The sequence below is a fragment of the Polymorphobacter megasporae genome (assembly GCF_018982885.2).
GTDB classification, from domain to species: Bacteria; Pseudomonadota; Alphaproteobacteria; order Sphingomonadales; family Sphingomonadaceae; genus Polymorphobacter_B; species Polymorphobacter_B megasporae.
Map to the genome: position 1 here is coordinate 3043431 of NZ_CP081848.1, position 25609 is coordinate 3069039.

General features: G+C 66.1%; 25 protein-coding genes. 12 read left to right on the forward strand and 13 right to left on the reverse strand.

Annotated elements, in window-relative coordinates; all coding sequences use genetic code 11:
* The first annotated feature begins 81 nt into the window (after positions 1–81).
* Genes moaB through KTC28_RS14225 form a run of 3 tightly spaced genes read left to right on the forward strand, consistent with a single transcriptional unit; the run spans position 82 to position 2539 of the window.
* A complete protein-coding gene (gene moaB, locus KTC28_RS14215; RefSeq protein ID WP_216707795.1) occupies positions 82–609 on the forward strand; it encodes a molybdenum cofactor biosynthesis protein B in 528 nt (175 codons plus the stop codon).
* A gap of 46 nt (positions 610–655) precedes the next feature.
* The gene (locus KTC28_RS14220; protein ID WP_216707796.1) at positions 656–1420 is read left to right on the forward strand and encodes an RcnB family protein; all 765 of its coding nucleotides are present in this window, start codon (positions 656–658) and stop codon (positions 1418–1420) included.
* Positions 1421–1462: 42 nt separating this feature from the next.
* Positions 1463–2539 (forward strand): PA0069 family radical SAM protein, encoded by a 1077-nt coding sequence (locus tag KTC28_RS14225; protein WP_216707797.1) that lies wholly within the window; start codon positions 1463–1465, stop codon positions 2537–2539.
* 10 nt (positions 2540–2549) lie between these two features.
* Here the strand turns inward: KTC28_RS14225 and KTC28_RS14230 are convergent, their stop codons facing one another.
* Positions 2550–4169, reverse strand: a complete 1620-nt coding sequence (locus KTC28_RS14230) for a long-chain-fatty-acid--CoA ligase (protein WP_216707798.1) — start codon at positions 4167–4169, stop codon at positions 2550–2552.
* A gap of 109 nt (positions 4170–4278) precedes the next feature.
* On the opposite strand from KTC28_RS14230, the gene KTC28_RS14235 reads away from it, so the two are divergent.
* A complete protein-coding gene (locus KTC28_RS14235; RefSeq protein ID WP_216707799.1) occupies positions 4279–4455 on the forward strand; it encodes a hypothetical protein in 177 nt (58 codons plus the stop codon).
* On the opposite strand, the gene KTC28_RS14240 is transcribed toward KTC28_RS14235, so the two are convergent.
* Together KTC28_RS14240 and KTC28_RS14245 are read right to left on the reverse strand one after the other, a co-directional pair.
* Positions 4415–5224 carry a CDP-alcohol phosphatidyltransferase family protein gene (locus KTC28_RS14240; protein ID WP_255602044.1) on the reverse strand — a complete coding sequence of 270 codons (810 nt, stop codon included), beginning with the start codon at positions 5222–5224 and terminating at the stop codon, positions 4415–4417. The genes KTC28_RS14235 and KTC28_RS14240 overlap by 41 nt on opposite strands.
* Before the next feature lie 27 nt (positions 5225–5251).
* Positions 5252–5986 (reverse strand): phosphatidylserine decarboxylase, encoded by a 735-nt coding sequence (locus KTC28_RS14245; protein ID WP_216707800.1) that lies wholly within the window; start codon positions 5984–5986, stop codon positions 5252–5254.
* A 62-nt stretch (positions 5987–6048) separates the two neighbouring features.
* Between KTC28_RS14245 and KTC28_RS14250 the strand changes: the two genes are divergently transcribed.
* The 3 genes from KTC28_RS14250 (at position 6049) to KTC28_RS14260 (ending at position 8608) form a co-directional block, all read left to right on the forward strand.
* Positions 6049–6585: an LOG family protein gene (locus KTC28_RS14250; RefSeq protein WP_216707801.1), complete on the forward strand. Its 537-nt coding sequence runs from the start codon at positions 6049–6051 to the stop codon at positions 6583–6585.
* Between the two features lie 49 nt (positions 6586–6634).
* Positions 6635–7861: an NADP-dependent isocitrate dehydrogenase gene (locus KTC28_RS14255; protein ID WP_216707802.1), complete on the forward strand. Its 1227-nt coding sequence runs from the start codon at positions 6635–6637 to the stop codon at positions 7859–7861.
* Between the two features lie 123 nt (positions 7862–7984).
* Positions 7985–8608 carry a YoaK family protein gene (locus KTC28_RS14260; protein ID WP_216707803.1) on the forward strand — a complete coding sequence of 208 codons (624 nt, stop codon included), beginning with the start codon at positions 7985–7987 and terminating at the stop codon, positions 8606–8608.
* Here KTC28_RS14260 and alaS read toward each other — a convergent pair.
* The 7 genes from alaS to dapA form a co-directional block, all read right to left on the reverse strand.
* The gene (gene alaS / locus KTC28_RS14265; RefSeq protein WP_216707804.1) at positions 8605–11274 is read right to left on the reverse strand and encodes an alanine--tRNA ligase; all 2670 of its coding nucleotides are present in this window, start codon (positions 11272–11274) and stop codon (positions 8605–8607) included. The genes KTC28_RS14260 and alaS overlap by 4 nt on opposite strands.
* Before the next feature lie 58 nt (positions 11275–11332).
* On the reverse strand, positions 11333–12406 hold the full coding sequence (recA, locus tag KTC28_RS14270; protein WP_216707805.1) for a recombinase RecA: 1074 nt from the start codon (positions 12404–12406) through the stop codon (positions 11333–11335).
* Between the two features lie 67 nt (positions 12407–12473).
* Positions 12474–12854 carry a response regulator gene (locus tag KTC28_RS14275; protein WP_216707806.1) on the reverse strand — a complete coding sequence of 127 codons (381 nt, stop codon included), beginning with the start codon at positions 12852–12854 and terminating at the stop codon, positions 12474–12476.
* Between the two features lie 24 nt (positions 12855–12878).
* Positions 12879–14378: an ATP-binding protein gene (locus KTC28_RS14280; RefSeq protein WP_216707807.1), complete on the reverse strand. Its 1500-nt coding sequence runs from the start codon at positions 14376–14378 to the stop codon at positions 12879–12881.
* A gap of 49 nt (positions 14379–14427) precedes the next feature.
* Positions 14428–15096 carry a sulfite oxidase-like oxidoreductase gene (locus KTC28_RS14285; protein WP_216707808.1) on the reverse strand — a complete coding sequence of 223 codons (669 nt, stop codon included), beginning with the start codon at positions 15094–15096 and terminating at the stop codon, positions 14428–14430.
* Between the two features lie 2 nt (positions 15097–15098).
* Positions 15099–15581, reverse strand: coding sequence for an SsrA-binding protein SmpB (gene smpB / locus KTC28_RS14290; protein ID WP_216707809.1), 483 nt, complete (start codon positions 15579–15581; stop codon positions 15099–15101).
* The gene (gene dapA / locus KTC28_RS14295) at positions 15581–16453 is read right to left on the reverse strand and encodes a 4-hydroxy-tetrahydrodipicolinate synthase (protein ID WP_216707810.1); all 873 of its coding nucleotides are present in this window, start codon (positions 16451–16453) and stop codon (positions 15581–15583) included. Before dapA ends, smpB begins: the two co-directional genes overlap by 1 nt.
* A 56-nt stretch (positions 16454–16509) precedes the next feature.
* Between dapA and KTC28_RS14300 the strand changes: the two genes are divergently transcribed.
* On the forward strand, positions 16510–18549 hold the full coding sequence (locus KTC28_RS14300) for a lytic transglycosylase domain-containing protein (RefSeq protein ID WP_216707811.1): 2040 nt from the start codon (positions 16510–16512) through the stop codon (positions 18547–18549).
* 428 nt (positions 18550–18977) lie between these two features.
* On the opposite strand, the gene KTC28_RS14305 is transcribed toward KTC28_RS14300, so the two are convergent.
* Positions 18978–19769, reverse strand: coding sequence for a polyphosphate kinase 2 family protein (locus KTC28_RS14305; RefSeq protein ID WP_216707812.1), 792 nt, complete (start codon positions 19767–19769; stop codon positions 18978–18980).
* Between the two features lie 142 nt (positions 19770–19911).
* Entirely contained in the window at positions 19912–21708 is a 1797-nt protein-coding gene (gene aspS / locus KTC28_RS14310; protein WP_216707813.1) for an aspartate--tRNA ligase, read from the reverse strand.
* Between the two features lie 159 nt (positions 21709–21867).
* On the opposite strand from aspS, the gene KTC28_RS14315 reads away from it, so the two are divergent.
* The 4 genes from KTC28_RS14315 (at position 21868) to rnd (ending at position 24834) form a co-directional block, all read left to right on the forward strand.
* The gene (locus KTC28_RS14315; protein WP_216707814.1) at positions 21868–22374 is read left to right on the forward strand and encodes a thioredoxin family protein; all 507 of its coding nucleotides are present in this window, start codon (positions 21868–21870) and stop codon (positions 22372–22374) included.
* A gap of 92 nt (positions 22375–22466) precedes the next feature.
* Positions 22467–22781, forward strand: a complete 315-nt coding sequence (locus tag KTC28_RS14320; RefSeq protein WP_216707815.1) for a hypothetical protein — start codon at positions 22467–22469, stop codon at positions 22779–22781.
* 183 nt (positions 22782–22964) lie between these two features.
* Positions 22965–23570 carry a PEPxxWA-CTERM sorting domain-containing protein gene (locus KTC28_RS14325; protein WP_216707816.1) on the forward strand — a complete coding sequence of 202 codons (606 nt, stop codon included), beginning with the start codon at positions 22965–22967 and terminating at the stop codon, positions 23568–23570.
* 97 nt (positions 23571–23667) lie between these two features.
* On the forward strand, positions 23668–24834 hold the full coding sequence (rnd, locus tag KTC28_RS14330; RefSeq protein ID WP_216707817.1) for a ribonuclease D: 1167 nt from the start codon (positions 23668–23670) through the stop codon (positions 24832–24834).
* Between the two features lie 10 nt (positions 24835–24844).
* Here rnd and KTC28_RS14335 read toward each other — a convergent pair whose 3' ends face one another.
* A complete protein-coding gene (locus tag KTC28_RS14335; protein WP_216707818.1) occupies positions 24845–25330 on the reverse strand; it encodes a hypothetical protein in 486 nt (161 codons plus the stop codon).
* Between the last annotated feature and the right edge of the window lie 279 nt (positions 25331–25609).

A 25609-nucleotide genomic window follows, 5' to 3' on the forward strand; every position in this document is an offset into this window, starting at 1 on the left:
GGATGGGCTGATGGATCCCCGCCTTCGCGGGGATAACGCCCGGGGAGTGGGCAACACTTCTTGGTGTGCTAGGCTCCCCGCATGCCCATCGACCTCACCCTCCCCTTCCGCCCGGTCCGCATCGCGACGCTGACCGTCTCCGACACCCGCACTCGCGCCGATGACCGATCCGGCGACACGCTCGCCGCGCTGCTGACCGAGGCAGGACACATCCTCGCCGCGCGCGAGATCGTCCGCGACGACGTTCCCGCGCTCGTTGCGCAGTTCGACGCATGGATCGTCGACCCGGAGATCGACTGCATCATTACCACCGGCGGCACCGGCGTCACCGGGCGCGACGTCACGCCCGAAGCGCTGGCGATGGTCTGGGACAAGGAAATCCCCGGCTTCGGCGAGCTGTTCCGCTGGCTGAGCTACGCGACGATCGGCACCTCGACGGTCCAGTCGCGCGCCACCGCCGGGGTCGCACGCGGCACCTATATCTTCGCCCTCCCCGGATCGACCGGCGCGGTGCGCGACGCGTGGGCGGGCATCTTGTCGACCCAACTCGACAGCCGCCACCGCCCCTGCAACTTCGTCGAGCTGATGCCCCGGCTGATGGAGCGTTAGAATAGCCCGATCGTTACAGTTGCGTCGCAACAGTAAAGGTCGACCTATGAAGCGTTTGCTCCTCGTCGCCGTCGCCGCATTGAACGTCGTGCCCGACCTCGCCGCCGCGCAGGATCGCGGCCCCGATCAGGATCGGCAGCGCGCAGGCGAAGACCGCGGGCAACGGCCCGGCGGCGGCCAACCCGGTGGACAGCGCCCCGGCGGTCCCGGCCAGCGCCCCGGCGACGTCAACGGCGGGCAGCGCCCCGGCCCGCAAGTTCAGCAGCCAAGGCCTTCGCCCGGGCAGCAGGTCCAGCCCGGCCGTCCCGGTGGCGACAATCGTCCCGGTCGCCCCGGCGGCGACGATCGGCCCGGACGTCCGGGAGGGGATAATCGCCCGGGACAGCCCGGCGGCGATCGCCCCGGCTTTGGCAACAACCGACCCGGCGGTCCCGGCAACGATAATCGTCCCGGACGTCCGGGCGACAATCGTCCGGGCGATATTCGTCCCGGCCGCCCCGGCGGAAACTTCCAGCGCCCGCCATCGTATCGCCCGCCCCCGGGCTATTGGAACGGCAACAACTGGAACCGTCCGCGCGTGCGAGGGTCGGGGTACAACTATCCACGCGGCTACTCGTATCGCCGCTGGTCGCCGGGCCTGCTGCTGCCGTCGCTGCTGTTTTCAACGTCGTACTTCTTCAACGATTACCAGTCGCTCGGGCTCTACGCGCCGCCTTACGGCTATCATTGGGTCCGTTACGGTCCCGACCTGCTCCTCGTCGAGAACGGGACGCGACGCATAGCCGAGGTCCGCTACGGCGTCTTCGCGTAAGCTTGTTCTTGTAATGTTCTCATAAGCGCGCTAGGCAGGGGGATGCAGATCCCCCTGCCCGTTCGCGGTCGCGGCGCGCCGACCAATGCGCCGAGTGCGCGCTTTGACGAGCCGGGTCGCGAGGCTGATCTCGACTGGCTCGATGACCAGATGACTGTCGATGATGGCGCGCCGCCGCTACGGACGACGGTGACGATCGAGACGCCGCGGACGATTATCACCCGCAACACTTCGCCCGACATCCCGTTCGATCGCTCGGTCAACGCCTATCGGGGGTGCGAGCACGGTTGCATCTATTGTTTTGCCCGCCCGACTCACGCCTATCTGGGCCTGTCGCCGGGACTCGATTTCGAATCGCGGCTGTTCGCCAAGCCGACCGCCCCCGCGCTGCTCCGCAAGGAATTGAGCCGCAAGGGCTATATGCCGGCAGTGTTGGCGATGGGGACGAATACCGACCCGTACCAGCCGATCGAAGCGACCCATCACATCACCCGCGAGATGCTCGAGGTTTTGCGCGCGTTCAACCATCCGGTGTCGATCACTACCAAGTCCGATCGAGTCGTCGCCGATCTCGACATCCTCACCAGCCTCGCCGTCGACGGCCTTGTCGCCGTGGTGATCTCGGTGACGAGCCTCGACCGGACGATCGCCCGCACCCTTGAACCGCGTGCGGCAACCCCTACGAGGCGTCTAGCGGCGATTGCGGCTTTGAGCGCCGCAGGCGTGCCCGCCTATGTCTCGGTGTCGCCGATCGTCCCCGCGATTACCGATCACGAGATCGAAGCGATTATCGAAGCCGCTGCCGCTGCCGGCGCAGTCGGTGCCTTCGCACGCCCGGTCCGCCTGCCTAACGAGGTCGCGCCGCTATTCCGGCAATGGCTCGATACGCATCATCCCGGCCGCGCCGGGCACACGATGTCGTTGATCCAGTCGATGCGCGAGGGTCGCGACAATAATGCGGAATTCGGCACGCGGATGAAGGGGACCGGCCCCTACGCCGCGCTCCTCCATCGCCGCGTGGCGCTGGCGAAGGCGCGCCTCGGTCTCGACGCGCCGCGCCCGGCGCTGCGAACCGACCTGTTCGACGCGCCGGGGCCGAAGCAGTTGGGACTATTCTGAGCGGCGGCGATCACGCCGCGAGAACATGCCCGCGAAACTGCTCCCGGAGCGCGGTCTTGAGGAGCTTGCCCGTCGCAGTGTGCGGCAGCTCGTCGACGAAGACGACGTCGTCGGGCATCCACCATTTGGCGATGCGACCGGTCAGATACGCGAGCATGTCGGCGCGGGTCACGCTTGCGCCGGGCTTGCGGACGACGATCAGCAGCGGTCGCTCGTCCCATTTCGGGTGCGGCACGCCAATCACCGCCGCCTCGAGCACACCGGGGCAGCCTACCGCGGCGTTCTCGAGCTCGATCGAGCTGATCCATTCGCCGCCCGACTTGATGACGTCCTTCGACCGGTCGACGATCGCCATATAGCCGAAGCGATCGATCGTCGCGACGTCGCCGGTGTCGAACCAGCCCTCGGCGTCGGTCACCTGCCCACCGTCGCCGCGGAAATATGTCGCGACGGTCCACGGCCCGCGCACGAGCAACCGTCCGAAGCTGGTGCCGTCGCGCGGGCAATCGGCGTTGGCGTCGTCGACGACTTTCATCTCGACCCCGAACAGCGCGCGCCCCTGCTTCATCCGCGCGGCCAGGTCGGCCTCGTCGCCCTGCGCGACGATTTCGGGGGTTGGCGCCCCCACGCTGCCGACCGGCGACATCTCGGTCATCCCCCATAGATGACTGACGGTGACCCCGCGCGCGGCGAACGCCTCGATCATCGACCGCGGCACCGCCGATCCCCCGATCGCCAGCCGGTCGAGCTTGCCCAGCCCAAGGCCGCTGGCATCGAGATAATGGAGCATCGTCAGCCAGATCGTCGGCACCGCGAGCGCGAAGTCGACGTCCTCGGCAACGATCAGCCGCTGGAGCGTCGCCCCGTCGAAGTGCGGCCCGGCGAGCACCAGCTTCGCGCCCGCGACGGCCGAGGCGTACGGAATGCTCCACGCGCTGGCGTGGTAGATCGGCGATACCGGCAGCACGACCGTCCGCGCACCGATCGCAAAGGCGTCGGCGGTGCACGCCGCCATCGCGTGAAGGACGGTCGAGCGGTGGCTGTACAGCACGCCCTTGGGATTGCCCGTGGTCCCGCTGGTGTAGCACAGCCCCGCCGGCGCGTTCTCCTCGCGCGCCACCCAGGCGAAGTCGGGGTCGGCGGCGGCGACTAGCTCCTCATAGCACGTCAGGTTGAGGCTCGACTCGGGCATGTGCGCGCGATCGGTCAGGACGACGAAATGTTCGATCGTCTCCAATCGCGGCGCGATTCGCTCGACCAGCACGATAAAGCTCAGGTCGAACAGCAGGACGCGGTCGGCGGCGTGGTTGGCGATGAAGACGATCTGGTCGTCGAACAGCCGCGGGTTGATCGTGTGCGCGACCCCGCCCATGCCGGCAATGCCGTACAGGCATTCGACGTGGCGGTGCGTATTCCACGCCAGCGTCGCGATCCGGTCGTCGGGTCGCATTCCAAGCGCTGTCAGTCCGGCGGCGAGGCGGCGGGCACGATCGCGCACTTCCGCCCAGTTGGTCCGATGCTCGCCTCCTTCGACGAGCAGACTGACGATCTCACGCTGCGGATGATTGACCGCGGCATGATCGATCAAGCGTCCGAGCGTCAACGGCCAGTCCTGCATCGCGCCGATCATCGAGCGTCTCCTTGAAGCGGCACGCTATCAGCGCGCCGGTGCCCCCGCAAACCGGCTTGACATCATGGAACATATGAGGAACATTGCACCTCTAACAGGGAGATGGGCAATGATCGCTGTTCTAATTTGTTCGATCGTCAACTCGGCGCTGATTGTCGGGTTGCTTGGGGGTATCGTGGTTGGGTTCATTCGGGCGCGGGTCGCCATCGCGGCGGCGCTGTTCGACGATCCGCTTGCGTCCGCCGTCACTGCGCCGGTGGCACCGCTGCAAGCAGTGGCCGCCTGACCCGCCGTGCGGCGCGGATCCCGAACGGGATCGAGGCGCCATACGCCAGGCTGAGCAGCGACAGCGTCATCCACGGCACGGTGAACAAGGCTCCAGCAAACAGTCCGATTCCGAGCAGCGCAACCAGACGCCATTCGGGGCGAAGCCTGGTCGAACCCCAGCTAAAGGTCGGCAGGCTCGATGCCATCATCACCGCGACGGCGATCATCACCACCGCGCTGACTCCGGCACGGACGTAAAGCGAGAGCTGCGGATCGTTCGGGGCCACCGCCGCTAGCCATGGCCCGAGCCACAGCCAGACGAAGATCGGGCTGAGCGCGAGTCCGGCCCCGACCGGGGCGGGTACCCCGATCAGATAACCGGCGCGCTTGACCGCGGGATCGGTCGCGCCGATCCCCGCATTGAACCGCGCCAGCCGCAGCGCACACGTCACCGCATGCGCAAGTGCGACGATCCAGCCGAACGCCGGGAGAAACTGGAGCGCCCACAGATACATGATCAGCGCCGGGGCGACGCCGAAGGCGATGACATCCGACAGCGAGTCGAGTTCGGCCCCAAAGCGGCTCGTGCCCTTGAGCAACCGCGCAATCCGCCCGTCGATCCCGTCGAGAACGCCCGCAACGACGACCGCCGCGACCGCCTTCTCCCACTCTCCGGCAATGCCGAAGCGCACGCCGGTCAGTCCAAAGCACAACGCCAGTACCGTCACGGCGTTGGGGATCAACGCCCGGATCGGAATGACCCGGCCGAAACGGCGGGGCTCGATCAACAGGTCACCCTCGGGTCCAGCCCGGGATCATTGCGTTATACCGACGATGACTTCGGCGAGGTCGCGGCGCGCGAGCACCGTCTCGCCCGCAACGCAGCGCTGCCCCGGCAGGACCTGGCACTGATAACCCGCTGGCAAATAGACATCGACCCGGCTGCCGAAACGGATCAGCCCGACCCGCTGCCCGGCGACGACCGAATCGCCCGGCTGGACGAAGCGCATGATCCTTCGCGCCACGAGCCCGGCGATCTGCGTGAAGCCGACCCGCGTTCCATCGGCGGCCTCGACGATGAAATACTGGCGCTCGTTATCGTCCGACGCCTTGTCGAGGTCGGCGTTGAGGAATTTGCCTGGAACATACGTCACGCGGCTGACCGTGCCGCTGATCGGTGTGCGATTAATATGAACATCGAATACGTTCATGAACACCGACACGCGCTTGACCATCGTCGTGCCAAGGCCGCCGTCGCCGTCGAGCTGCCGCGGGATTGCGACGTCGGCGACCATGCAGACCATACCGTCGGCGGGCGAGATGATCAGCCCCTCGCCCTGCGGTGTCGTCCGCTCGGGATCGCGAAAGAACAGCGCGACCCACGCCGTTATCCCGGCCATCAGCCAGCCGCCGGTCGTCCAGTGCAGCGCGAAGCCGAGAAGCAACGTGACGACCGCCGCCGCCCCGACGAACTTGCGCCCCTCGGGATGCATTGGGGGGAGGTGGTATTTTGCCGTCGCCGGCAGGTTCGGCGTCTCTGTCGTAAGCATCTAACTCACCTAGTCCGAAGCAAGCGCGCTGACAACGACGACGCGGCTTGCTAAGCGACGCAATGACCATCGGTTCGCTCTGCCTGTTCTGCGGTTCGATGCCGGGGGTCGACCCTGCGGCAGCCGAACTCGCTGCTGATTTCGGTGCTTTCTGCGCCGAACGCGGCCTGACGCTGGTCTATGGCGGCGGCACCTTCGGTCTGATGGGGATCGCTGCCCGCGCGGCGCTTGCGGGCGGCACCGAAGTCATCGGCATCATCCCGGCGGCGCTCGAAGCACGCGAGGTCGCGCAGCCGGGCCTGTCCGAATTGATCGTCACCGCGACGCTGCACGAGCGCAAGGCGCTGATGTTCGCGAAATCGGACGCGATCGTCGTCCTGCCCGGCGGCATCGGCACGATGGACGAATTGTTCGAGGTAATGACGTGGCGCAACCTCGGCCTCCACACGAAGCCGATCTTCCTGCTCGGCGGCCGCTTCTGGCAGCCGTTCCTCGGCCTGCTGGGCCACCTCGATCGCGCCGGGTTCGCCTATCCGGGACTGTTCGCACTGATCGAGACGGTCGACCTCGTCGGCCTCGCCGCGTTCGTCGACCGTTGACCCGCGCCGCGCAAGCCCCCTACACGGTGCCGACCAGAACGAGGACGCTATGTCAAAGATCAAGGTGAAGAACCCCGTCGTCGAGCTCGACGGCGACGAAATGACCCGGATCATCTGGCAATGGATCCGCGAACAGCTGATTTTGCCGTATCTCGACGTCGACCTGATCTATTTCGACCTGTCGATCGAGAACCGCGACGCCACCGACGACCGTGTTACCGTCCAGTCGGCGAACGCGATCAAGCAGCACGGCGTCGGCGTCAAATGCGCGACGATCACCCCCGACGAAGCGCGTGTCACCGAATTCAACCTCAAAAAGATGTGGAAGTCGCCGAACGGCACGATCCGCAACATCCTCGGCGGCGTCGTCTTCCGCGAGCCGATCGTCATTCCGTCGGTGCCCCGCCTCGTTCCCGGCTGGACCAGCCCGATCGTCGTCGGCCGCCACGCCTTCGGCGACCAATATCGCGCAACCGACTTCCTCGTCCCCGGCCCCGGCACGCTGGTAATGAAATTCACCGGCGAAGACGGCCAGGTCATTGAACACGAGGTCTTCCAATATCCCAGCGCGGGCGTCGCGATGGGCATGTACAACCTCGATGACTCGATCCGCGACTTCGCGCGAGCGTGCCTCGCCTACGGCGTCGCCCGGAAATGGCCGGTTTATCTGTCGACCAAGAACACGATCCTCAAGGCATATGACGGCCGCTTCAAGGACCTGTTCGAGGAAGTTTATGTCACCGAATTCAAGGACAAGTACGCCAAGCTTGGCATCGTCTACGAACATCGCCTGATCGACGATCTCGTCGCCTCGGCGCTCAAATGGTCAGGCAATTTCATCTGGGCGTGCAAGAATTACGACGGCGACGTCCAGTCGGACATGGTCGCGCAGGGGTTCGGCTCGCTCGGCCTGATGACCAGCGTCCTGCTCACTCCCGATGGCCAGACCGTCGAGGCCGAGGCGGCGCATGGCACCGTCACGCGCCATTACCGGATGCACCAGCAGGGCAAGCCGACGTCAACCAATCCGATCGCATCGATCTTTGCGTGGACGGGTGGCCTCAAGCATCGCGGTAAGCTCGACAGCACCCCTGAAGTGACGCACTTCGCCGAGACGCTTGAGCGCGTCTGCGTTGAAACCGTCGAGGCGGGCGCAATGACCAAGGATCTCGCGATCCTGATCGGACCCGATCAGGCGTGGATGACGACCGAACAGTTCTTCGAGGCGGTTCGCAAGAACCTCGACGCGGCGATGGCGGCACCGGTCGCCGGCTAGTCGAACCGTCGTCAGAAACGCCGTCATCTTGGTCGGCGATCGGGCAAAGGACGGAAAAGGCGGATCGCCGGCCGAGCGAAACTGCGCGATGAGGGGGGCTTCGACGATGCTGTCCGGGCTCCAGTGAACCGTTTCGACCGGCGTAGCCGCCTGCTCGCCGCCGCGTTGGCGGCACTCGCCGGCTACGTCGACGCGATCGGATTTCTGACACTCGGCGGCTTTTTCACGTCGTTCATGAGCGGAAACTCGACGCGGTTGGCGATCGGGATCGCAAACCAAACCTCCGCCGAACCGCTCGCCGCCGGATTAATCGCGACATTTGTTATCGGAGTCGTCGCTGGATCGTATGTCGGGGTTCGCGCCAAGGCCCGTCGCGCGCAGATGGTACTAGCGTTCGTCGCGCTGCTCCTCGCTGCCGCTGCGGCGTTCGGTATCGCCGGATCGACCGAGGGCGCGACAATCGCGATGGTCCTCGCCATGGGCGCGGAAAATGCCGTGTTCGAGCGCGACGGCGAGGTCGTCGGGCTGACGTACATGACCGGGACGCTGGTCAAGCTCGGCCAACGCCTGACGACGACGTTACTTGGCGGCCCGCGCTTCGCTTGGGCACCCTATTTGTTGCTTTGGCTCGGGCTCGTGAGCGGCGCCGTGACCGGGGCGTTGATCTTTCCGCTGCTTGGCCTCGGCGCACTCTGGCCCGCGGCCGCGGCGGCGCTGGGCTTTGCCGTGGTCGCCTCGCGGATTTAAGCCGCCGCAGCGACGCCGGTCAGTGCGGCGCGGACCGCGTCGATCGCGGCACTCGCGCGTGCGCCATCGGGCCCGCCGGCCTGCGCCATGTCGGGACGGCCGCCTCCGCCCTGACCGCCGATCGCAGCGGCTGCTATCCGAACAAGGTCGACTGCATTGTGGTGCGAAACCTGGTCTTCGGTAACGCCGACCGCAACGGTGGCGCGTCCGTCGTTGACCGCGACGAGCACAACGATGCCGCTCGCGATCTGCTTTTTTGCGTCATCGACAAGGCCGCGCAAGTTCTTGGCATCGAGGCCGGGGATGACCTGGCCGATGAAGCCGGTGCCGCCGACCTGCTCAGACACCGCGCCCTCCGATTTGCCACCGCCGAGCGCGCTCGCCCGTCGCGCGTCGGCGAGTTCGCGTTCAAGGCGGCGTCGGTCTTCGATCAGGGCGGCGATCCGCGTGGACACTTCGTCGGGCCGCGATTTCAGCAGCGTCGCCGCAGTCTTGAGCTGGTTTTCCTGTTCGGTAAGGAAGACGCGCGCGGCCTCGCCGGTCAGCGCCTCGATCCGTCGCACGCCGCTTGCCACCGCGCCTTCGCTGACGATCTTGAACAGCCCGATCTCGCCGAGCGCGGCAACGTGGGTCCCGCCGCAAAGCTCGGTCGAGTAATTGGCCTCGCCAGCGAGTCCCATGCTCAGGACCCGAACTTCCTCACCGTATTTCTCACCGAACAGCGCCATCGCCCCGGCGGCGATCGCCGCGTCAGGGGACATCAGTCGTGTCGACACCGTGGTATTCTCGCGGATGTGCCGGTTGACGTCGGCTTCAACCGTGGTGAGTTCTTCGCGAGTCAGCGCGCGGGTCTGGCTAAAGTCGAAGCGCAGCCGCTCGGGCGCGACGAGTGACCCCTTTTGCGTGACATGGTCGCCGAGCCGCTCGCGCAGCGCAGCGTGGAGCAAATGCGTCGCCGAGTGATTGGCGCGGAGCTGCGCGCGGCGGTCGTGGTCGATCGCCAGCGTGACGGTTTCGCCGACCGCAACCGATCCGGAGTCGATGGTGCCAAGGTGAACGTGAAGCTTGCCAAGCTGCTTCGACGTGTCCTCGACGGTCATTTTGACCGTGTCGCTGCCGATCGTGCCCGCGTCACCCGCCTGCCCGCCCGATTCGGCATAGAATGGCGTCTGGTTCGTTACGATCGCCACCTTATCGCCCGCGGTAGCTGAGGTGACGCGGACGCCGTCCTTGACGATCGCAACGATCTGGCCTTGAGCGGAATCTGTCGAATAGCCGGTGAACTCGGTCGCACCGCTTTCGTCGAGGATGTCGAACCACACCGTCGCCGATGCTGTCTGGCCCGAGCCGGTCCACGCCGCGCGTGCCGCGCGACGCTGTTCCGCCATCGCGGTGTCGAAGCCGGCGCGATCGACGACGATTTCCTGCGCGCGTAACGCATCCTCGGTCAGGTCGTAGGGGAAGCCAAAGGTATCGTAGAGCTTGAACGCGACATCACCCGGGAGCGTGTCGCCGGGTCGGAGCGTCGCAGTTGCCTCGCCAAGCAGACGCAGACCGTTGCTGAGCGTCGAGCGGAACCGCGTTTCCTCGAGCTCGAGCGTCGCTTCGATCAGCGACTGGGCGCGGATCAATTCGGGAAAAGCGACCCCCATTTCGGCGACGAGCGCGGGCACGAGACGATGCATCAACGGGTCGCGCGCGCCGAGCAGCTGGGCATGGCGCATCGCCCGGCGCATGATCCGACGAAGGACATAGCCCCGTCCGTCGGCGGCAGGAAGTACACCGTCGGCGATCAGGAAGCAGCTTGCGCGAAGGTGGTCGGCGATGACCCGGTGCGAGACGCGGCTGTCGGGCGTCGACGACGACACCCCGGTGTCCCGCCCGATCTGTTCGCGGCTAGCGTCGATCAGGTTGCGGAATGTATCGGTGTCGTAATTGTCGTGGACGCCCTGCAGAACGGCGGCGATCCGCTCAAGCCCCATCCCGGTGTCGATCGAGGGACGCGGCAGATCAAGGCGGGTCGCGGTATCGACCTGCTCGTACTGCATGAAGACGAGGTTCCAGATTTCGACGAAGCGATCGCCGTCCTCGTCGGGCGATCCTGGCGGACCACCCGGAATATGCGCGCCGTGATCGAAGAAGATCTCGCTGCACGGTCCGCACGGGCCGGTGTCGCCCATCGACCAGAAATTATCGTTGGTCGCGATGCGGATGATCCGATCGTCGGGCAGCCCGGCAATCCGCTTCCACAGATCGAAGGCTTCGTCGTCGGTGTGGTAGACGGTGACTGTCAGCCGGTTCGGATCGATGCCCCAGTCGCGGGTCAGGAGCGTCCATGCATGCTCGATCGCCTGCGCCTTGAAATACTCGCCAAACGAAAAATTACCGAGCATCTCGAAAAAAGTGTGGTGCCGCGCAGTGTAGCCGACATTGTCGAGGTCGTTATGCTTGCCCCCGGCGCGGACGCACTTCTGGGACGAGGTGGCCAAGACGTAAGGCCGCCGCTCCTGGCCGGTGAAGACGTTCTTGAACGGCACCATGCCCGCATTGACGAACATCAGCGTCGGGTCGTTCTGCGGCACCAGCGGCGCCGAGGGCACGATACGGTGGCCCGTATTACCGAAATAGTCGAGAAACGAGCGCCGGATTTCGTTGGTGGTAATCATGCGCCGAACCTAGGCGAGCGAGCCGCGCATCTCAAGCGCGGCACGCTCGCCCGACATCTCACATTTCGTCGTCACCCGTGTCGTCGTCGGCCGACGGGCCAACCATCAAAGCTTCCCCGATGCCAGCCGCGTTGTCGCGCACGGCCTTCTCGATCCGGTCGCGAATGTCGGGGTTTTCCTTGAGGAACTTCTTCGAATTCTCGCGGCCCTGACCGATCCTGATCGAGTCGTAGCTGAACCACGCCCCCGACTTCTCGACGACGCCTGCCTTGACGCCGAGATCGAGGATTTCGCCGATCTTCGAAATACCCTCGCCGTACATGATGTCGAATTCGACCTGCTTGAACGGCGGCGACACCTTGTTCTTGACGACCTTCACCCGAGTGGTGTTGCCGACGACTTCGTCGCGATCCTTGATCTGGCCGGTGCGGCGGATGTCGAGGCGGACGCTGGCATAGAATTTGAGCGCGTTGCCGCCGGTCGTCGTCTCCGGATTGCCGTACATCACGCCGATCTTCATCCGCAGCTGGTTGATGAAGATGACGATGCAGCGCGAGCGGCTGATCGACCCGGTCAGCTTGCGCAGCGACTGGCTCATCAATCGCGCTTGGAGACCGACATGGCTGTCGCCCATCTCGCCTTCGATTTCGGCGCGGGGAACGAGGGCGGCGACCGAATCGATTACTAGCACATCGATCGCATTCGACCGGACGAGCGTATCGACGATCTCGAGCGCCTGCTCACCGGTGTCGGGCTGCGACACGATCAGTTCGTCGATGTTGACGCCGAGCTTCTTGGCATAGGCCGGATCGAGCGCGTGTTCGGCGTCGACGAAGGCCGCGGTCCCGCCATTCTTCTGCGCCTCGGCGATCGCGTGCAGCGCGAGCGTCGTCTTGCCCGAACTCTCGGGGCCATAAATCTCAATGACGCGGCCGCGGGGCAGGCCGCCGATGCCGAGCGCGATATCGAGGCCGAGCGAACCCGTCGGGCTGCTCTCGATCTCCATCGTGGCGCGCGAGCCAAGCTTCATCACCGAGCCCTTGCCGAAGGCGCGATCGATCTGTGCCAGCGCTGCTTCCAGCGCCTTTGCCTTGTCCATGTCGCCCCCAACCACTTTCAGCGCCGCCGCCATCACCCGTCTCCCTGCCGTATCCAGGGCCGAGCCGTACCATGTCTGTTCTACAAGAACAAGTCGTGAACTATGCGAGTTCGCCGAGTGCCGTCTCGACGGCCTGCACCGCGTACGGCTTTTCAAGAACAGGCGCATTCGCGAAGCGCGACGGCAGTGAATCGCGGTGCGATCCGGTCGCGAAGATGATCGCCACCCCGCTCTCCTGCAGCTTGTCGGCAAGCGGAAAGACCGGGTCGTTCCCAAGATTGACGTCGAGAATGGCGAGATCGAACCCGCCCGCTGCAATGGCGGCGTCGGCCTCGGCGTATGTCGATGGGGTGCCGACGACCCGATGTCCGAGCAGGTCGAGCACGTCCTCGAGCACCATGGCGATCAGGACCTCGTCTTCGACGATGAGGACGCGGCGTGATCCCGTCGCCTGCGATTGCGCCTGTGCTGCGGTATTCATGGCAAAACTACAGTTTGGTTCACGCTAAGCACCGATAGAAGGAGGCCGGGGCATGTCAAGCGGGACCGCGGCGAGCGCGGTATGGACCGCGTCGAGCAGATCTTCGACCGAAAATGGCTTCGGCAGGAAGACGACGCCGGCGCGAACCAGCGCACGCCGCTGCGGCGGCTCGGCATAGCCTGACATCAAGACGACCGGCAGTGCCGGGCAACGCGCCCGAGCGCGACGGAGCAGATCGACACCGTCCATTCCCGGCATGACGACATCGGAAACGAGCAGGTCGATCAGCGTCTCCCCCTGCTCGATCAGATCGAGCGCGGTCGACGCATCGCCGAGCGCGATGACCCCGAGACCATGGCGGCGCAGCGCCCGTTCGACGACGAGCCGGACCGCGCGGTCGTCTTCGACCAAAAGCACCGTCCCCATCAGCGGCGGACGCTGTCGCGGCCGTTGCGCGACGGGCACCACCGCCGGCGCCGCGCTTGCCGGCAGATAGACGACGAAACACGTTCCACCTTCGGCAACCGGCTCGGCGAAGACGAAGCCGCCGGTCTGCTTGACGATGCCATAAACCGTCGACAGACCAAGGCCCGTCCCCTGCCCGACCGGCTTGGTCGTGAAGAACGGCTCGAAGATTTTCGCGGCGATCTCGGGCGGAATGCCGGTCCCGGTGTCGCTGACCGAAATCGCAACAAGATCGATCGTCGGGATGATGCGGTGGCCCAAACCGGACACTTCGGCTGCCGGAACACCGCGGATCGTGATCGTCAGCCGTCCCTTGGCGCTCATCGCATCACGCGCGTTGACCGACAGGTTGACCAGAACCTGCTCGAGCTGGCCGGGGTCGGCGCGAACCGATCCCGCACCGCCATGGTTGACGACGATGAGGTCGACATCGGGGCCGACGAGCCGCCGGAGCAACGGCTTCAAAGCGTCGATGACACTCGCGACATCGAGCACCTGCGGACGCAGCGTCTGCTGGCGGGCAAAAGCGAGCAGCTGGCGGACGAGGTTGGCTGCCCGGTTGCCGTTCTGGCGAACCTGATCGATGTCCTCGAAGTCGGGTGTGCCTTCCGGATGCCGGTCGAGCAGCTGATCGCACAGGCCGAGAATGGCGGTGAGGATATTGTTGAAGTCGTGCGCGATGCCGCCGGCCAGCTGGCCGACCGCCTGCATCTTCGTCGCCTGCGCGACCTGTTGCTCGAGGCGGACCTGCTCGCGGATATCGCGGACCGCGATCAGCGCCGCGAATCCCCAGTTGGCGGGCGCGGGCGCGAGGGTCACGACGACGGTCTCGTCGGGACGCGCCGCGAGGCGGAGCCGCACTTCCTGCCCGTCGACCGTCCCGTCGAGAACCTGGACGATCGCCTTGGCGAGCTGTGCCCGGTCGTCCTCGACCGCGAGCGCGAGGATGCCGTCGCCGCTCGTGCAATCGCTGCCGACGGTTTCGTTGAACACCGCATTCGTCTGGATGCACTGGCCGCCGCCGTCGAGCAGCGCCAACCCGAGCGGGAGGATATTCATGACACGGAGCGCGCCTAGCGTCGCCCCGATGCTGAATGGAGGAGGGTAATCAACTATAGCGCTGTTCCAGCCACGGGTCGGCGATATTGTGGTAGCCGCGTGTCTCCCAGAAACCGGGATGGTCGGCGGCGACGAACTCGATCGCCTTTAGCCACTTCGCCGACTTCCACAAATAGTAACGCGGAATGATCACGCGGACCGGGCCGCCGTGCTCGCGGGTGATCGGCTGGCCGTCGTGGCTGTGGGCGAGCAGGCAATCGTCGTCAGCGAAGTCGGCGAGCCGCAGGTTGGTCACGTAGCCATCATAGCCGTGGAGGATGACGTGCGCGGCTTCGGGCTTCGGCCGGACGACGTCGATCAGGTGCCGCGTCGACACACCCTGCCAGCGATTGTCGTAGCGCGACCACGACGTCACGCAGTGGATGTCCGAAGTATCCTGGAACTGCGGCTCGGCCATCAAAGCGGCGAAGTTCCACGTCACCGGCGTCTCGACAAGCCCGCCGACAGTCAGTTCCCACTGATCGCGCGGCACGTCGGGCTGAATACCCAGATCGAGCACCGGCCAGTTGTCGGTGAGCCGCTGCCCCGGCGGCAGGCGGTCGGTGGCGGGATCGGCGTCCTTGCCGGTCAGCAGCCTCCCGGCGCGCGCCCACGCCTGCTTCGACGCAACGAGCTTGTCGCGAAAGCCCGGCTCGGCGGTAATATCGTCGTCGGCCATCGTCACCCTCGCTCGCGCATGATCCGCGCCGCGTCGCGCTTCCAGTCGCGCGTCTTCTCGGTCTCGCGCTTGTCGTGGAGTTTCTTGCCCTTGGCGAGCGCGAGTTCGACCTTGGCGCGGCCGCGGTCGTTGAAATAGATCATCAGCGGGATGACCGTCATCCCCTGCCGCGTCACCGCGCCGTTGAACTTGCTGATCTGCTTGGCGTGCATCAGCAGCTTGCGCGGGCGCTTTGGCTCGTGGTTGTTGCGGTTGCCGTGGCTAAATTCGGGGATGTTGGCGTTGACCAGCCACATCTGGCCGTCCTTCAATTCGGCGTACGACTCGGCGATTGAGCCTTCGCCCTGCCGCAGCGCCTTGACCTCGGTCCCGGCGAGCGCGATCCCCGCCTCGACGACCTCGTCGATGAAGAACTCGTACCGCGCCTTGCGGTTCTCGGCGACGATCTTGGCCTTGATGCCGGTGTTGACGAATGCGCGCGCCATCAAACCAGCCCTGCATGGGCGAGCGCCGCATCGACGCGGGCGCGTGCGGCGGGCGACGGCGGGGTAATTGGCAGGCGGGTGGCGATGCTCATGCGGCCGAGGCGTTCGAGCGCGTACTTGGTCGGTCCGGGACTTGCATCGCTGAACAGCGCGTCGTGGAGCGGGTAGAGGCGGTCCTGCAGCGCTAGTGCGGCAGCGTAATCCCCGGCAGCGCAGGCGGTCTGGAATTGCGCGCACAGGGCGGGCGCGACATTGGCGGTGACCGAGATGCACCCCGCGCCGCCCATCGCCATGTAGCCGAGCGCGGTCTCGTCGTTGCCCGACAGCTGGCAGAAGTCGACGCCGCACGCCGCACGCTGCGCCGACACCCGCCCGAGATTGCCGGTCGCGTCCTTGACCCCGATAATGCCCGGCAGCTTCGCCAGCGTCGCCATCGTCTCGACCGACATGTCGACGACCGAGCGGCCGGGGATGTTGTAGATGATGATCGGCAGATCGCAGCCCTCGGCGAGCGCGGTGAAGTGGGCGATCAGCCCCGCCTGGCTCGGCTTGTTGTAATAGGGGCAGACGACGAGCGCGGCATCGGCACCGACGTGCTTGGCGTGGCGCATGTGGACCAGCGCGGTCGCGGTGTCGTTCGATCCGCACCCCGCGATCACCGGCACGCGCCCCGCCGCCGCCTCGACCGTCAGCGCGATGACGCGGTTGTGCTCGTCGATCGTCAGCGTCGCCGATTCGCCGGTGGTGCCGCACGGGACGAGTGCGGTCGAGCCGCTCGCAATTTGCCAGTCGACGAAGCTGGCGAACGCCGTTTCGTCGACCTTGCCGTCCTTGAACGGGGTCACCAGCGCCGGAATCGATCCGTTAAACATGCCTTGCCTTCCGCCGCGCCGCTCGACCGTCTAGTCAGGCGCGGATGAGTATCTCAATGCGTGATATGGAGCCAAGGCGCGGCTTCCGCAAACTCCGCTGGCTCGGGGTTGCGATCCTGCTGGCGGCATCGACCGCGGCGGCGGCGCTGAGCCCTGCGGTGAGGGCGTATTACACCGCCCGGCTGGCCGAAACCGCGGCGGGGCGGTTCAACACCCTGCCGCTGTCGCCGATCGTCAATCCGGCGACCGACCCGCTGATGGACGCCGTCGTCGTGTGGGACCGGCTGCGCCGCGACACCGGTCCGGCGAGCTTCGCCGAGATTTCCGCCTTCCTCCGGGCACACCCTGGCTGGCCATCGGAAACGCTGCTCCGCCGCCGCGCCGAAAAGCTGATCGACGACCGCGTCGGCTTCCCCGAACGCATCGCCTTTTTCCGCGACTACCCGCCTTTGTCGTCGCTGGCGAAGTTCCGCCTCGCCGAGGCGCAGCTCGTGGCGCGCGACTTCGCCTCGGCGAACGCCAATGCCCGCGCCGCGTGGGTGTCGGGCGGGCTCGACGCCGTCGCGGAGATCCAGCTGCAGAACGAGTTCGCCACCGCGCTGACCCCCGCCGACAATGTCGCGCGCCTCGACCGGCTGCTGTGGCGCGGCGAGACGACCGCCGCGGGCCGGATGCTCGGTCTCGTTCCGCCCGACGTCCGCGCGGTTGCGGCGGCGCGGATCGCGATGCTGACCGGCGTCGGTGCGAGCAGTGCGCTGGCGAGCCTGCCAGCGGCGGCCCGCAACGATCCCGGAGTGATCTACGCCCAGGCGACGTGGCTCAAGCGCACCGGCGACATGGCTGGCGCGCGGGCGGCGATGGCGACCTACGACGGCGCGCCGGGGCTGGTGACCGATCCCGAGCAGTGGCTCAAGCTGCGGCTCGAGCTTGCACGCGCGGCGATGCGCGACGGCCAGTTCGACCTAGCCTACAAGATCGCCGACGGCCACCACGCCTTCGCGCTCGGCAAGCCGTTGAGCGAGCAGACGCTCGGCGAGCGGCAGGGCTTGATCGACAACGAGTGGCTGGCAGGCTGGATCGCGCTGCGCCGCCTCAACCAGCCGGCGATGGCGCTGACCCATTTCGAGCGCGTCCGCGACGCCGCCCTGACCCCCGTCAGCCAGGCACGCGGCGATTACTGGTCGGGCCGCGCCGCCGAGGCGGCGGCCAACCCCGACGCCAGGGTCTATTACGCCGCCGCCGCGACCCACGCCGACTATTACTACGGCCAGCTCGCCGCCGAACACATCGCCCCGACGCTGAGCCTCCCCGCCGCCACCCCGGTCGCGGTCAGTCGCGAGGCGCGCGACAAGTTCAACGCCGACGAGCTCGTCCGGGTGACGCGCGCGCTCGGCGAGATCGGCGACCGGGCGCGGCAGACTTTGTTCATGAAGGCGCTCGTTGACCATGCCGAGACACCCGAGCAGCAGCGCCTGCTCGCCGACCTCGGTGCCGCGCTCGACCGTCCCGACCTTGGCGTGCTGACCGGCAAGGCGGCGCGCTTGGGCGGCGAACTGGCGCTGCTCGACGTCGCCTACCCGTTGCTCAGCCTGCCGCCGACGCTTGCGGCCGATTTCACGATGGTTCACGCGATCGCTCGGCAGGAGACGCAGTTCGACCGCGCCGCGGTCAGTTCCGCCAACGCCCGCGGGCTGATGCAATTGCTCCCGGCGACCGCGTCGGAGCAGGCGGCCAAGCTCGGCCTGCCGTACTCGATGAGCCGCCTGACCGACGACCCGGTGTTCAACGTCACGCTCGGCGCAGCGTATTACGGGCGCATCCGCGACAACCTCGGCGGCAGCAACGTGCTTGCGGTCGCGGCGTACAACGCAGGGCCGGGCAACGTCCGCAAGTTCCTCGCGCTCAACGGCGATCCGCGCATTCCCGGCACCGACGTCGTCGACTGGGTCGAGCTGATCCCGTTCAGCGAGACCCGCGACTATGTCCAGCGGGTGCTGGCGAACGCGGTGGTCTACGACCTGCTCCACCCGTCGACCGCAACGATGCCGGCGTCGAACCGGCTGAGCGCGTATCTGGGGAAGCGGACGCCGGGGTGATTAAGTGTGCGATTGCAACGGGTTGAGGCGCGATCGTACACAATCCGTCGAGTATTGCCGACAGCGATCCAACGCTAAGTTCAAAATAAGTTCACACTAAAGCGTGTGTTTTTTCGCTTGCGCTTTTTCGGGGCGAACAAGACACCAGCGATGAGAACGCACACATTTCCTGCCGCCCGGTGGCGACTCTACTAAGGTGCAGGCGTATCGCTTTTTCGGGGGTGTAGGACAGGGGAAAGAGCGTTTAACAGCCCCACACCCTCAGCGTCATCCCGGCGAAGGCCGGGATCCACCGTCGTGCCAGGCGACGAAATCCGCGTTGCGCACAACCGTGGCTCCCGGCCTTCGCCGGAATGACGACTTAACGGTTAGTTGTCGTGGTACTGGAGTCGGTTATTGCTGGGCCGCCCCTCTCCTCCCCGCCGCACCTAAACCTTTAGCGTGACCCCAAGCGCCGCTTCCGCCAGCGCGCGCAACTCCGGCGAAACCGGCGGATACGTCAAATCGACATCCTCGCCGAGCGTCGCGATCACCGCCTCGATCGCGGCGATCCGCGCAGTCTTCTTGTCGTCGGCGGCGATCACCGTCCACGGCGCGTGCGGGGTCGAAGTCTTGTCGAACATGTCCTCGTACGCCTCGCAATAAGCGTCGCGCATCGAGCGGTTGTGATAATCCTCAGGCCCGGTCTTCCACCGTTTGTACGGCGTTTCGAGGCGTTCGCGCAGGCGCTTATCCTGCTCGCGCTGGGTGATGTGGAGGAAGATCTTGGCGATGCGCGTGCCGTCGGCGATCTGCTGCGCTTCGAAATCGTTGATCTCGTCGTAGCCGCGCTTCCAGTCGGGCTTGGGGATCAATTTGTCGACCCGCTCGACGAGGACGCGCCCGTACCATGTCCGGTCGAAGATCGCGATCTCACGGCAGCCGGGCAGCTTCGCCCAGAAACGCCACAGGAAATGGTGGTTGAGTTCGTCCTTGGTCGGGGCGCCGATCGACCAGACATCGCTATAGCGCTGGTCGAGCTCGGTCGTCATCCGCTGGATCAGCCCGCCCTTGCCCGCGGCGTCCCAGCCCTCGATCGCAACGATCCCGCGCAACCCCTGCGTAATGTACGCCGCCTGGATCAGCTGGAGCTTGTACTGGAGCGCGACGAGTTGTGTGTCGTAGTCGGCCCGCTTGATCTCGGGCGTGCCCTCATAGTCCTTGAGGCGGATCTTGCTCATTTTTCGTCCTTGCTCCCCTCCCCTTCAGGGGAGGGGCGAGAGACGGCGCGCTTGCGCCGGCCCGGGGGTGGGGAAGTTCGGGGCGAGGACTTTGCGGCGACTGCCCCACCCCCGACCCCTCCCCTAAAGGGGAGGGGAGCAGTTATGCCTTGCCGATCGGTTCGACCGTGCGGATATGCAATTCGCGCAACGACTTCACCGGAACTGCGCTCGGCGCATTCATCATCAGGTCTTCGGCCTTCTGGTTCATCGGGAAGACGACGACCTCACGGATGTTCGGCTCGTCCGCCAGCAGCATGACAATGCGGTCGACACCCGGGGCCGAACCGCCGTGCGGGGGCGCGCCGAACTTGAAGGCGTTGATCATGCCCGCGAAATCGCGGTCGACGTCGGCCTGCGAATAGCCGGCGATTTCGAACGCCTTATACATGATTTCCGGGCGGTGATTACGGATCGCGCCCGACGACAGTTCGACGCCGTTGCACACGATGTCATACTGGTAGGCGAGGATGTCGAGCGGATCCTTCGTCTCCAACGCTTCGAGCTCACCCTGCGGCATCGAAAACGGGTTGTGGCTGAAGTCGAGCTTCTTCGCGTCCTCGTCATATTCGAACATCGGGAAATCGACGATCCAGCAGAACTTGAACACGCCCTGCTCGATCAGCCCAAGGTCCTCGCCGACCTTCGTCCGGGCGAGCCCGGCAAGCTTGGCGGCCTTCAATGGCTTGTCGGCGGCAAAGAAGACGCCGTCGTCGGGGCCGAGACCAAGCTGCGCGACGATCGCCGCGACGCGCTCGGGGCCAAGGTTCTTGGCGATCGGGCCGCCGGGCTCGCCGCTCTTGAAGTTCATGTAGCCCAAGCCCGCCCAGCCCTCGGCGCGCGCCCAGTCGTTCATGCCGTCGAAGAAGCTGCGCGCCTTGAGGCCTGCACCGGGAGCCGGGACGGCACGGACGACGGCGCCGCTTTCGATCATCCGCGCGAAGATGCCGAAGCCGCTGCCACGGAAGTGCTCGGTAACGTCTTCGATGACGAGCGGGTTGCGCAGGTCGGGCTTGTCGTTGCCGTACTTCAGCATCGACTCGGCGTAGGCGATGCGCGGGAACGGGGTGTCGGTCACGATCTTGGGCTTGCCGTCGACGAAGCCGGTGAACTCGACGAACACGCCCGCAAGTACCGGCTCGATCGCAGCGAAAACATCGTCTTGCGTGACGAAGCTCATCTCGAAGTCGAGCTGGTAGAACTCACCGGGCGAGCGATCGGCACGGGCGTCCTCGTCGCGGAAGCACGGCGCGATCTGGAAATAGCGGTCGAAGCCGGCGACCATCAGCAGCTGCTTGAACATCTGCGGCGCCTGCGGCAGCGCGTAGAACTTGCCCGGGTGGACGCGGCTGGGAACGAGGAAGTCGCGCGCGCCCTCGGGGCTGCTCGCGGTCAGGATCGGGGTCTGGAACTCGGTGAAGCCCTGGTCGATCATCCGGCGGCGCAGCGAGGCAATGACGTTCGACCGCAGCATGATGTTGCGATGCAGCCGCTCGCGGCGAAGATCGAGATAGCGGTACTTGAGGCGGATTTCCTCGGGGTAGTCGGCCTCGCCCGCGACCGGCAGCGGCAGTTCGTCAGCGCGCGACTGGACGGTGACGTCGGCAGCGCGAAGCTCGATCGCCCCGGTCGGCATCTTCGGGTTGACCGCTTCGGGGGCGCGCGCGACGACATCGCCGGTGATCGTGACGACGCTCTCGGCGCGCAGCTTGTCGAGGATGTCGAACGCCTCGGAGCCGGTGTTGGCGACGATCTGGGTCAGGCCGTAATGGTCGCGCAGGTCGACGAACAACACGCCGCCATGATCGCGCTTGCGGTGGACCCACCCCGACAGGCGGGCGGTCGTGCCGGCGTCCTCGGCGCGAAGCGCGGCGCAGGTGTGGGTGCGATAGGCGTGCATGGATGAACCGTTCGAACTGGGCGGTGAGCGACGGGGGTGACACACGCTGACGTCGATTTTGTCAAGGCGGACGCTTCAGGGCTTGGGCACCGGCAAGGACTTGTTGTTGGTCAGCGGCGGCGCGCTCCGGCAATCGGCACCAACCAATTGGAGACCCAGATGAAGCTCGTTCTCGCCGCCGCTGCTATTGTCGCCGCGCTCGCCGCGGCACCTGCCAATGCCGCCGCCGCGCCGCGGGTCAGCATCGCGACCCTCGACGACCTGCCCCAGCCGCTCCCCATCCCGTACGACACCGAAGCGGTCGGCAAGGTGCAGGTCGACGCGGCGCGCAAGCGGGCGAAGGCGAGCCACAAGCTGCTGCTGATCGACCTCGGCGGCAACTGGTGCCCCGACTGCCGCGTCCTCGCCGGGGTAATGGCAGTGCCCGAGGTCAAGGCGTTCCTCGCCAAGCACTACGAGGTCGTGACGATCGACATCGGCCGCCGCGACAAGAACCTCGACGTCGCCGAGGCGTACGGCGCCAGCGTCAAGGGCGTGCCGATGGTGATGATCGTCGATCCGGTGTTGGGCAAGACGCGCAATCCCGACCGCTACGCTGCGCTGTCGGACGCCCGCAACATGACCCCGCAGGCGCTCGCCGACTGGCTCGCACAATGGGTCGGCTGAGCGGAAGCACTCGACTGCGGCATCGCGGCACTTTACCCATCGCCCACTGTACTTAGTTGAGCGGATGGGCATCGCGCCCGGTTAGGGACACGATGTCGAGCAGCACGCTGATTGGATTGATGACGACCGGCTTCGGGCTGATCACCGTCGCGGTGGTCGTTGCGGTGCTTTTCCACTTTCGCCGCCGCCCGATCGTCTGGCTGCTGGCGGCAAACGAGCGGCGCATCGCCTTCCACCGCAATTCGGTCGCGATGCTGTCGTCGGCGCTGACCAGCGCGCGGATCGAGGGCCGCCGCGCCGAGTTCGATCAACTCGCCGAGCGCTACAAGACCCACGCCCGCGCCCTGCTGTCGCTCGATCCCAAGGCGACCGTTCCGCCCATGCCCGGTTTCGAGGTGCAGAATTAGGCGAACTTTCGCGATCGGCCTTGCAGGCGACTTCGCGCAAAAGTGTCGGTGGACTTTACACATCCGACACACTGTCCTGCAGGTGCCAAGCCAAAGCCCTGCCATCCCATATCGTTACGGATATGGCACGAATATTGCTTCGTCTGCCGCGAGTCACCAAGGCTCGTAGACAGGGAATTTTCGATGGTTCGGACGATCGCGGCGCTCGGGCTTTTGCTGGCTGGTTCGGCACATGCCGCAACTTTCGTCGTCCCGGCGAACTCGATCATCTTCGCGGCCGGCTTGACCACCCTCCCGGCGCTGCCCGGCGGCGGCGGAACGCTGCCGCCGTCGATCACGGTGTTCGCGGGCGAGAAGCTGCGGATTTCGGCCTTCGGCACGGTGACCCCGGCGATCGGGTCCGGTCTCGTCACCGATGCCGACGGCTTTGCGACGAACCCGGTCGCCGGCAGCGCGGTCGTGACCAACCCGACTGGGAGCGGCGTCGCCGACTATCTCGGCACGCGCTCGTTCGGGCTGCTCGGGACGTTTACCGGCGGCACCTCGAATGCGGTCCTGAACATCGGCTCGAGCTTCACGATCGTCGTGCCGACCGGGGCGACCAAGCTCTACTTCGGGTTCGCCGATGGCTATGCGCTGACCGGCTCGGCGAGCTATTACAATGATAACGGCGGTTTCGTCACAGTGACCACTTCGGTCCCCGAACCCGCCGCATGGTCACTGATGATCGCTGGCTTTGCCTTGGCCGGAGCGGTGTTGCGGCAGCGGCGGGCGCCCGTCGCGGCGTGATCGTCGTCTTGCGCACGCCGGTCGCCAGGTCTTCGGCTCCGGCCGAGCGTGCGGGGACGCCTCTAGCCCTTATCCGCCGCAACGGTTATGCAAGGCGATGCTGATTCACCCGTTGATTACCGATACTGTTACGCTTTCCGCTTTGTGTGACCGCCTGAAGACCGTTGATTTTGTCACGGTCGACACCGAATTCATGCGCGAGAACACTTTTTTCCCCGATCTTTGCCTGCTCCAGATCGCCGGCGGCGGCGAGGCGGCGGCGATCGACCCCAAGGCCCCCGGCATCGACCTTGCGCCGCTGCTCAAGCTGCTCGTCGAGGACGACGTCCTCAAGGTGTTCCACGCCGCCGGGCAAGACCTCGAGATCATCTACAACCTGACCGGCAAGACCCCCTCCCCGTTGTTCGACACGCAGGTCGCGGCGATGGCGCTCGGCCAGGGCGAGCAGGTCAGCTACACGAACCTTGTCCAGTCGTATCTCGGCGTCGCGGTCGACAAGGGCGCGCGCTTCACCGATTGGGCACGGCGTCCGCTCAACGACCGCCAGATCGACTATGCGATCGGCGACGTCACCTATCTCGCGCAGCTGTTCCCCAAGATGGTCGACAAGTTGCGCTCGACCGGGCGCGGCGCGTGGCTCGACGACGAGATGGCGCGGGTCTGCGATCCCGCGACCTACGCCAACGATCCCGAGACCGCGTGGCTCCGCCTCCGCGTGCCGAGCCGCAAGCCCGAGGTGCTCGGCCGCCTCAAGGCGCTCGCGGCGTGGCGCGAGCGCGAGGCGAAGTCGAAGGACGTCCCGCGCGGGCGAATCGTCAAGGATGAGACGCTGGGCGACCTTGCCGCGACCGCGCCGAAGTCGCAGGCCGACCTCGCCAAGGTGCGCGGCCTGTCGGCAGCCTGGGCGTCGAACGACATTGGGCGTCGGCTGATGCGGGCGCTGGAGGAGGCCGAGCCGATGGCCGCCGCCGACATGCCGACCCGCGAAGTCGCCCGACCGGGACTGTCGACCGAGGGCGCGCTGATCGCCGACCTGCTCAAGCTGCTACTCAAGATCCGCGCCAAGGAGGCGAACGTCGCGCCGAAGCTGATCGCGCGCGGCGACGAGCTCGACGCGATCGCCGGGGGGGTCCGCGATGGGTTGGTCGTCCTCGGCGGCTGGCGCTACGACGTCTTCGGCAAGGACGCGCTCGCGCTGATCGACGGGCGGCTCGGGTTCACGGTCAAGGCCGGACGGCTGACGATGACGTCGACCGCGGCGTAAAGCGCCGGCGTCAGGCCTCGAGCTTCTCGATCGCGACGGGAAAGCGGAACAGCGCCGAAAACGGGGGCGGGTTGCGCTTGTGCCCGCTCAGCGGGATGTCGGTCGTGCGACGCAGTTCGCCGGCGCGCTGATCGATCATCTGGCAGACGCGGCGATCGGGGCCGGTGTACGACCGCAATGATACCGTGACCCCCGTGCGGACGGGGGCGGCCGGCGCGATGGTGCGCATGATGCGGACGGCGCTGCCGGTCTTCGTCCGACGACTGAGGCGATACGATTCCATGAGCGCGGCGATCAGGGCGAGAGCCCCGAGTGCCCCGGCCACGATGATCGCCGCACGACCGGCATAGCGCTTGGCCGTGACCATCATCTGCTCCCGCGGCTTGGCCTCGGGGATTTTGCAGAATTCGAACGATGTCATTGCCGGTCGCAAAGCGGGCAGCGGGATCGACGACGCGATCGCCGGGCCGGCGAGCACGAGTGGTCCGCGCGTCATCGGCGACGCCGACTGGCCAGGGAAAACCGCCGGGCTGTCCGCGACGGCGTGCCTGCCCGCAATCGATCGTTCGTGATCGACGAGGCTCTCGATCGAATTATGGTCTAGAGCCGAATCGACCACATACGGAGCCGCCGATAACTGGAAAGCCGCAAATAACGAATAAAAACCTACAAATAAATAACGCACATCAATCTTTCTAAAACAACCAATGGTCGAGTCGAAAGCCATATCGTTTCGGGTCTGTGCGTCGGTATTTGCGTGTTTTATTGCGACAGC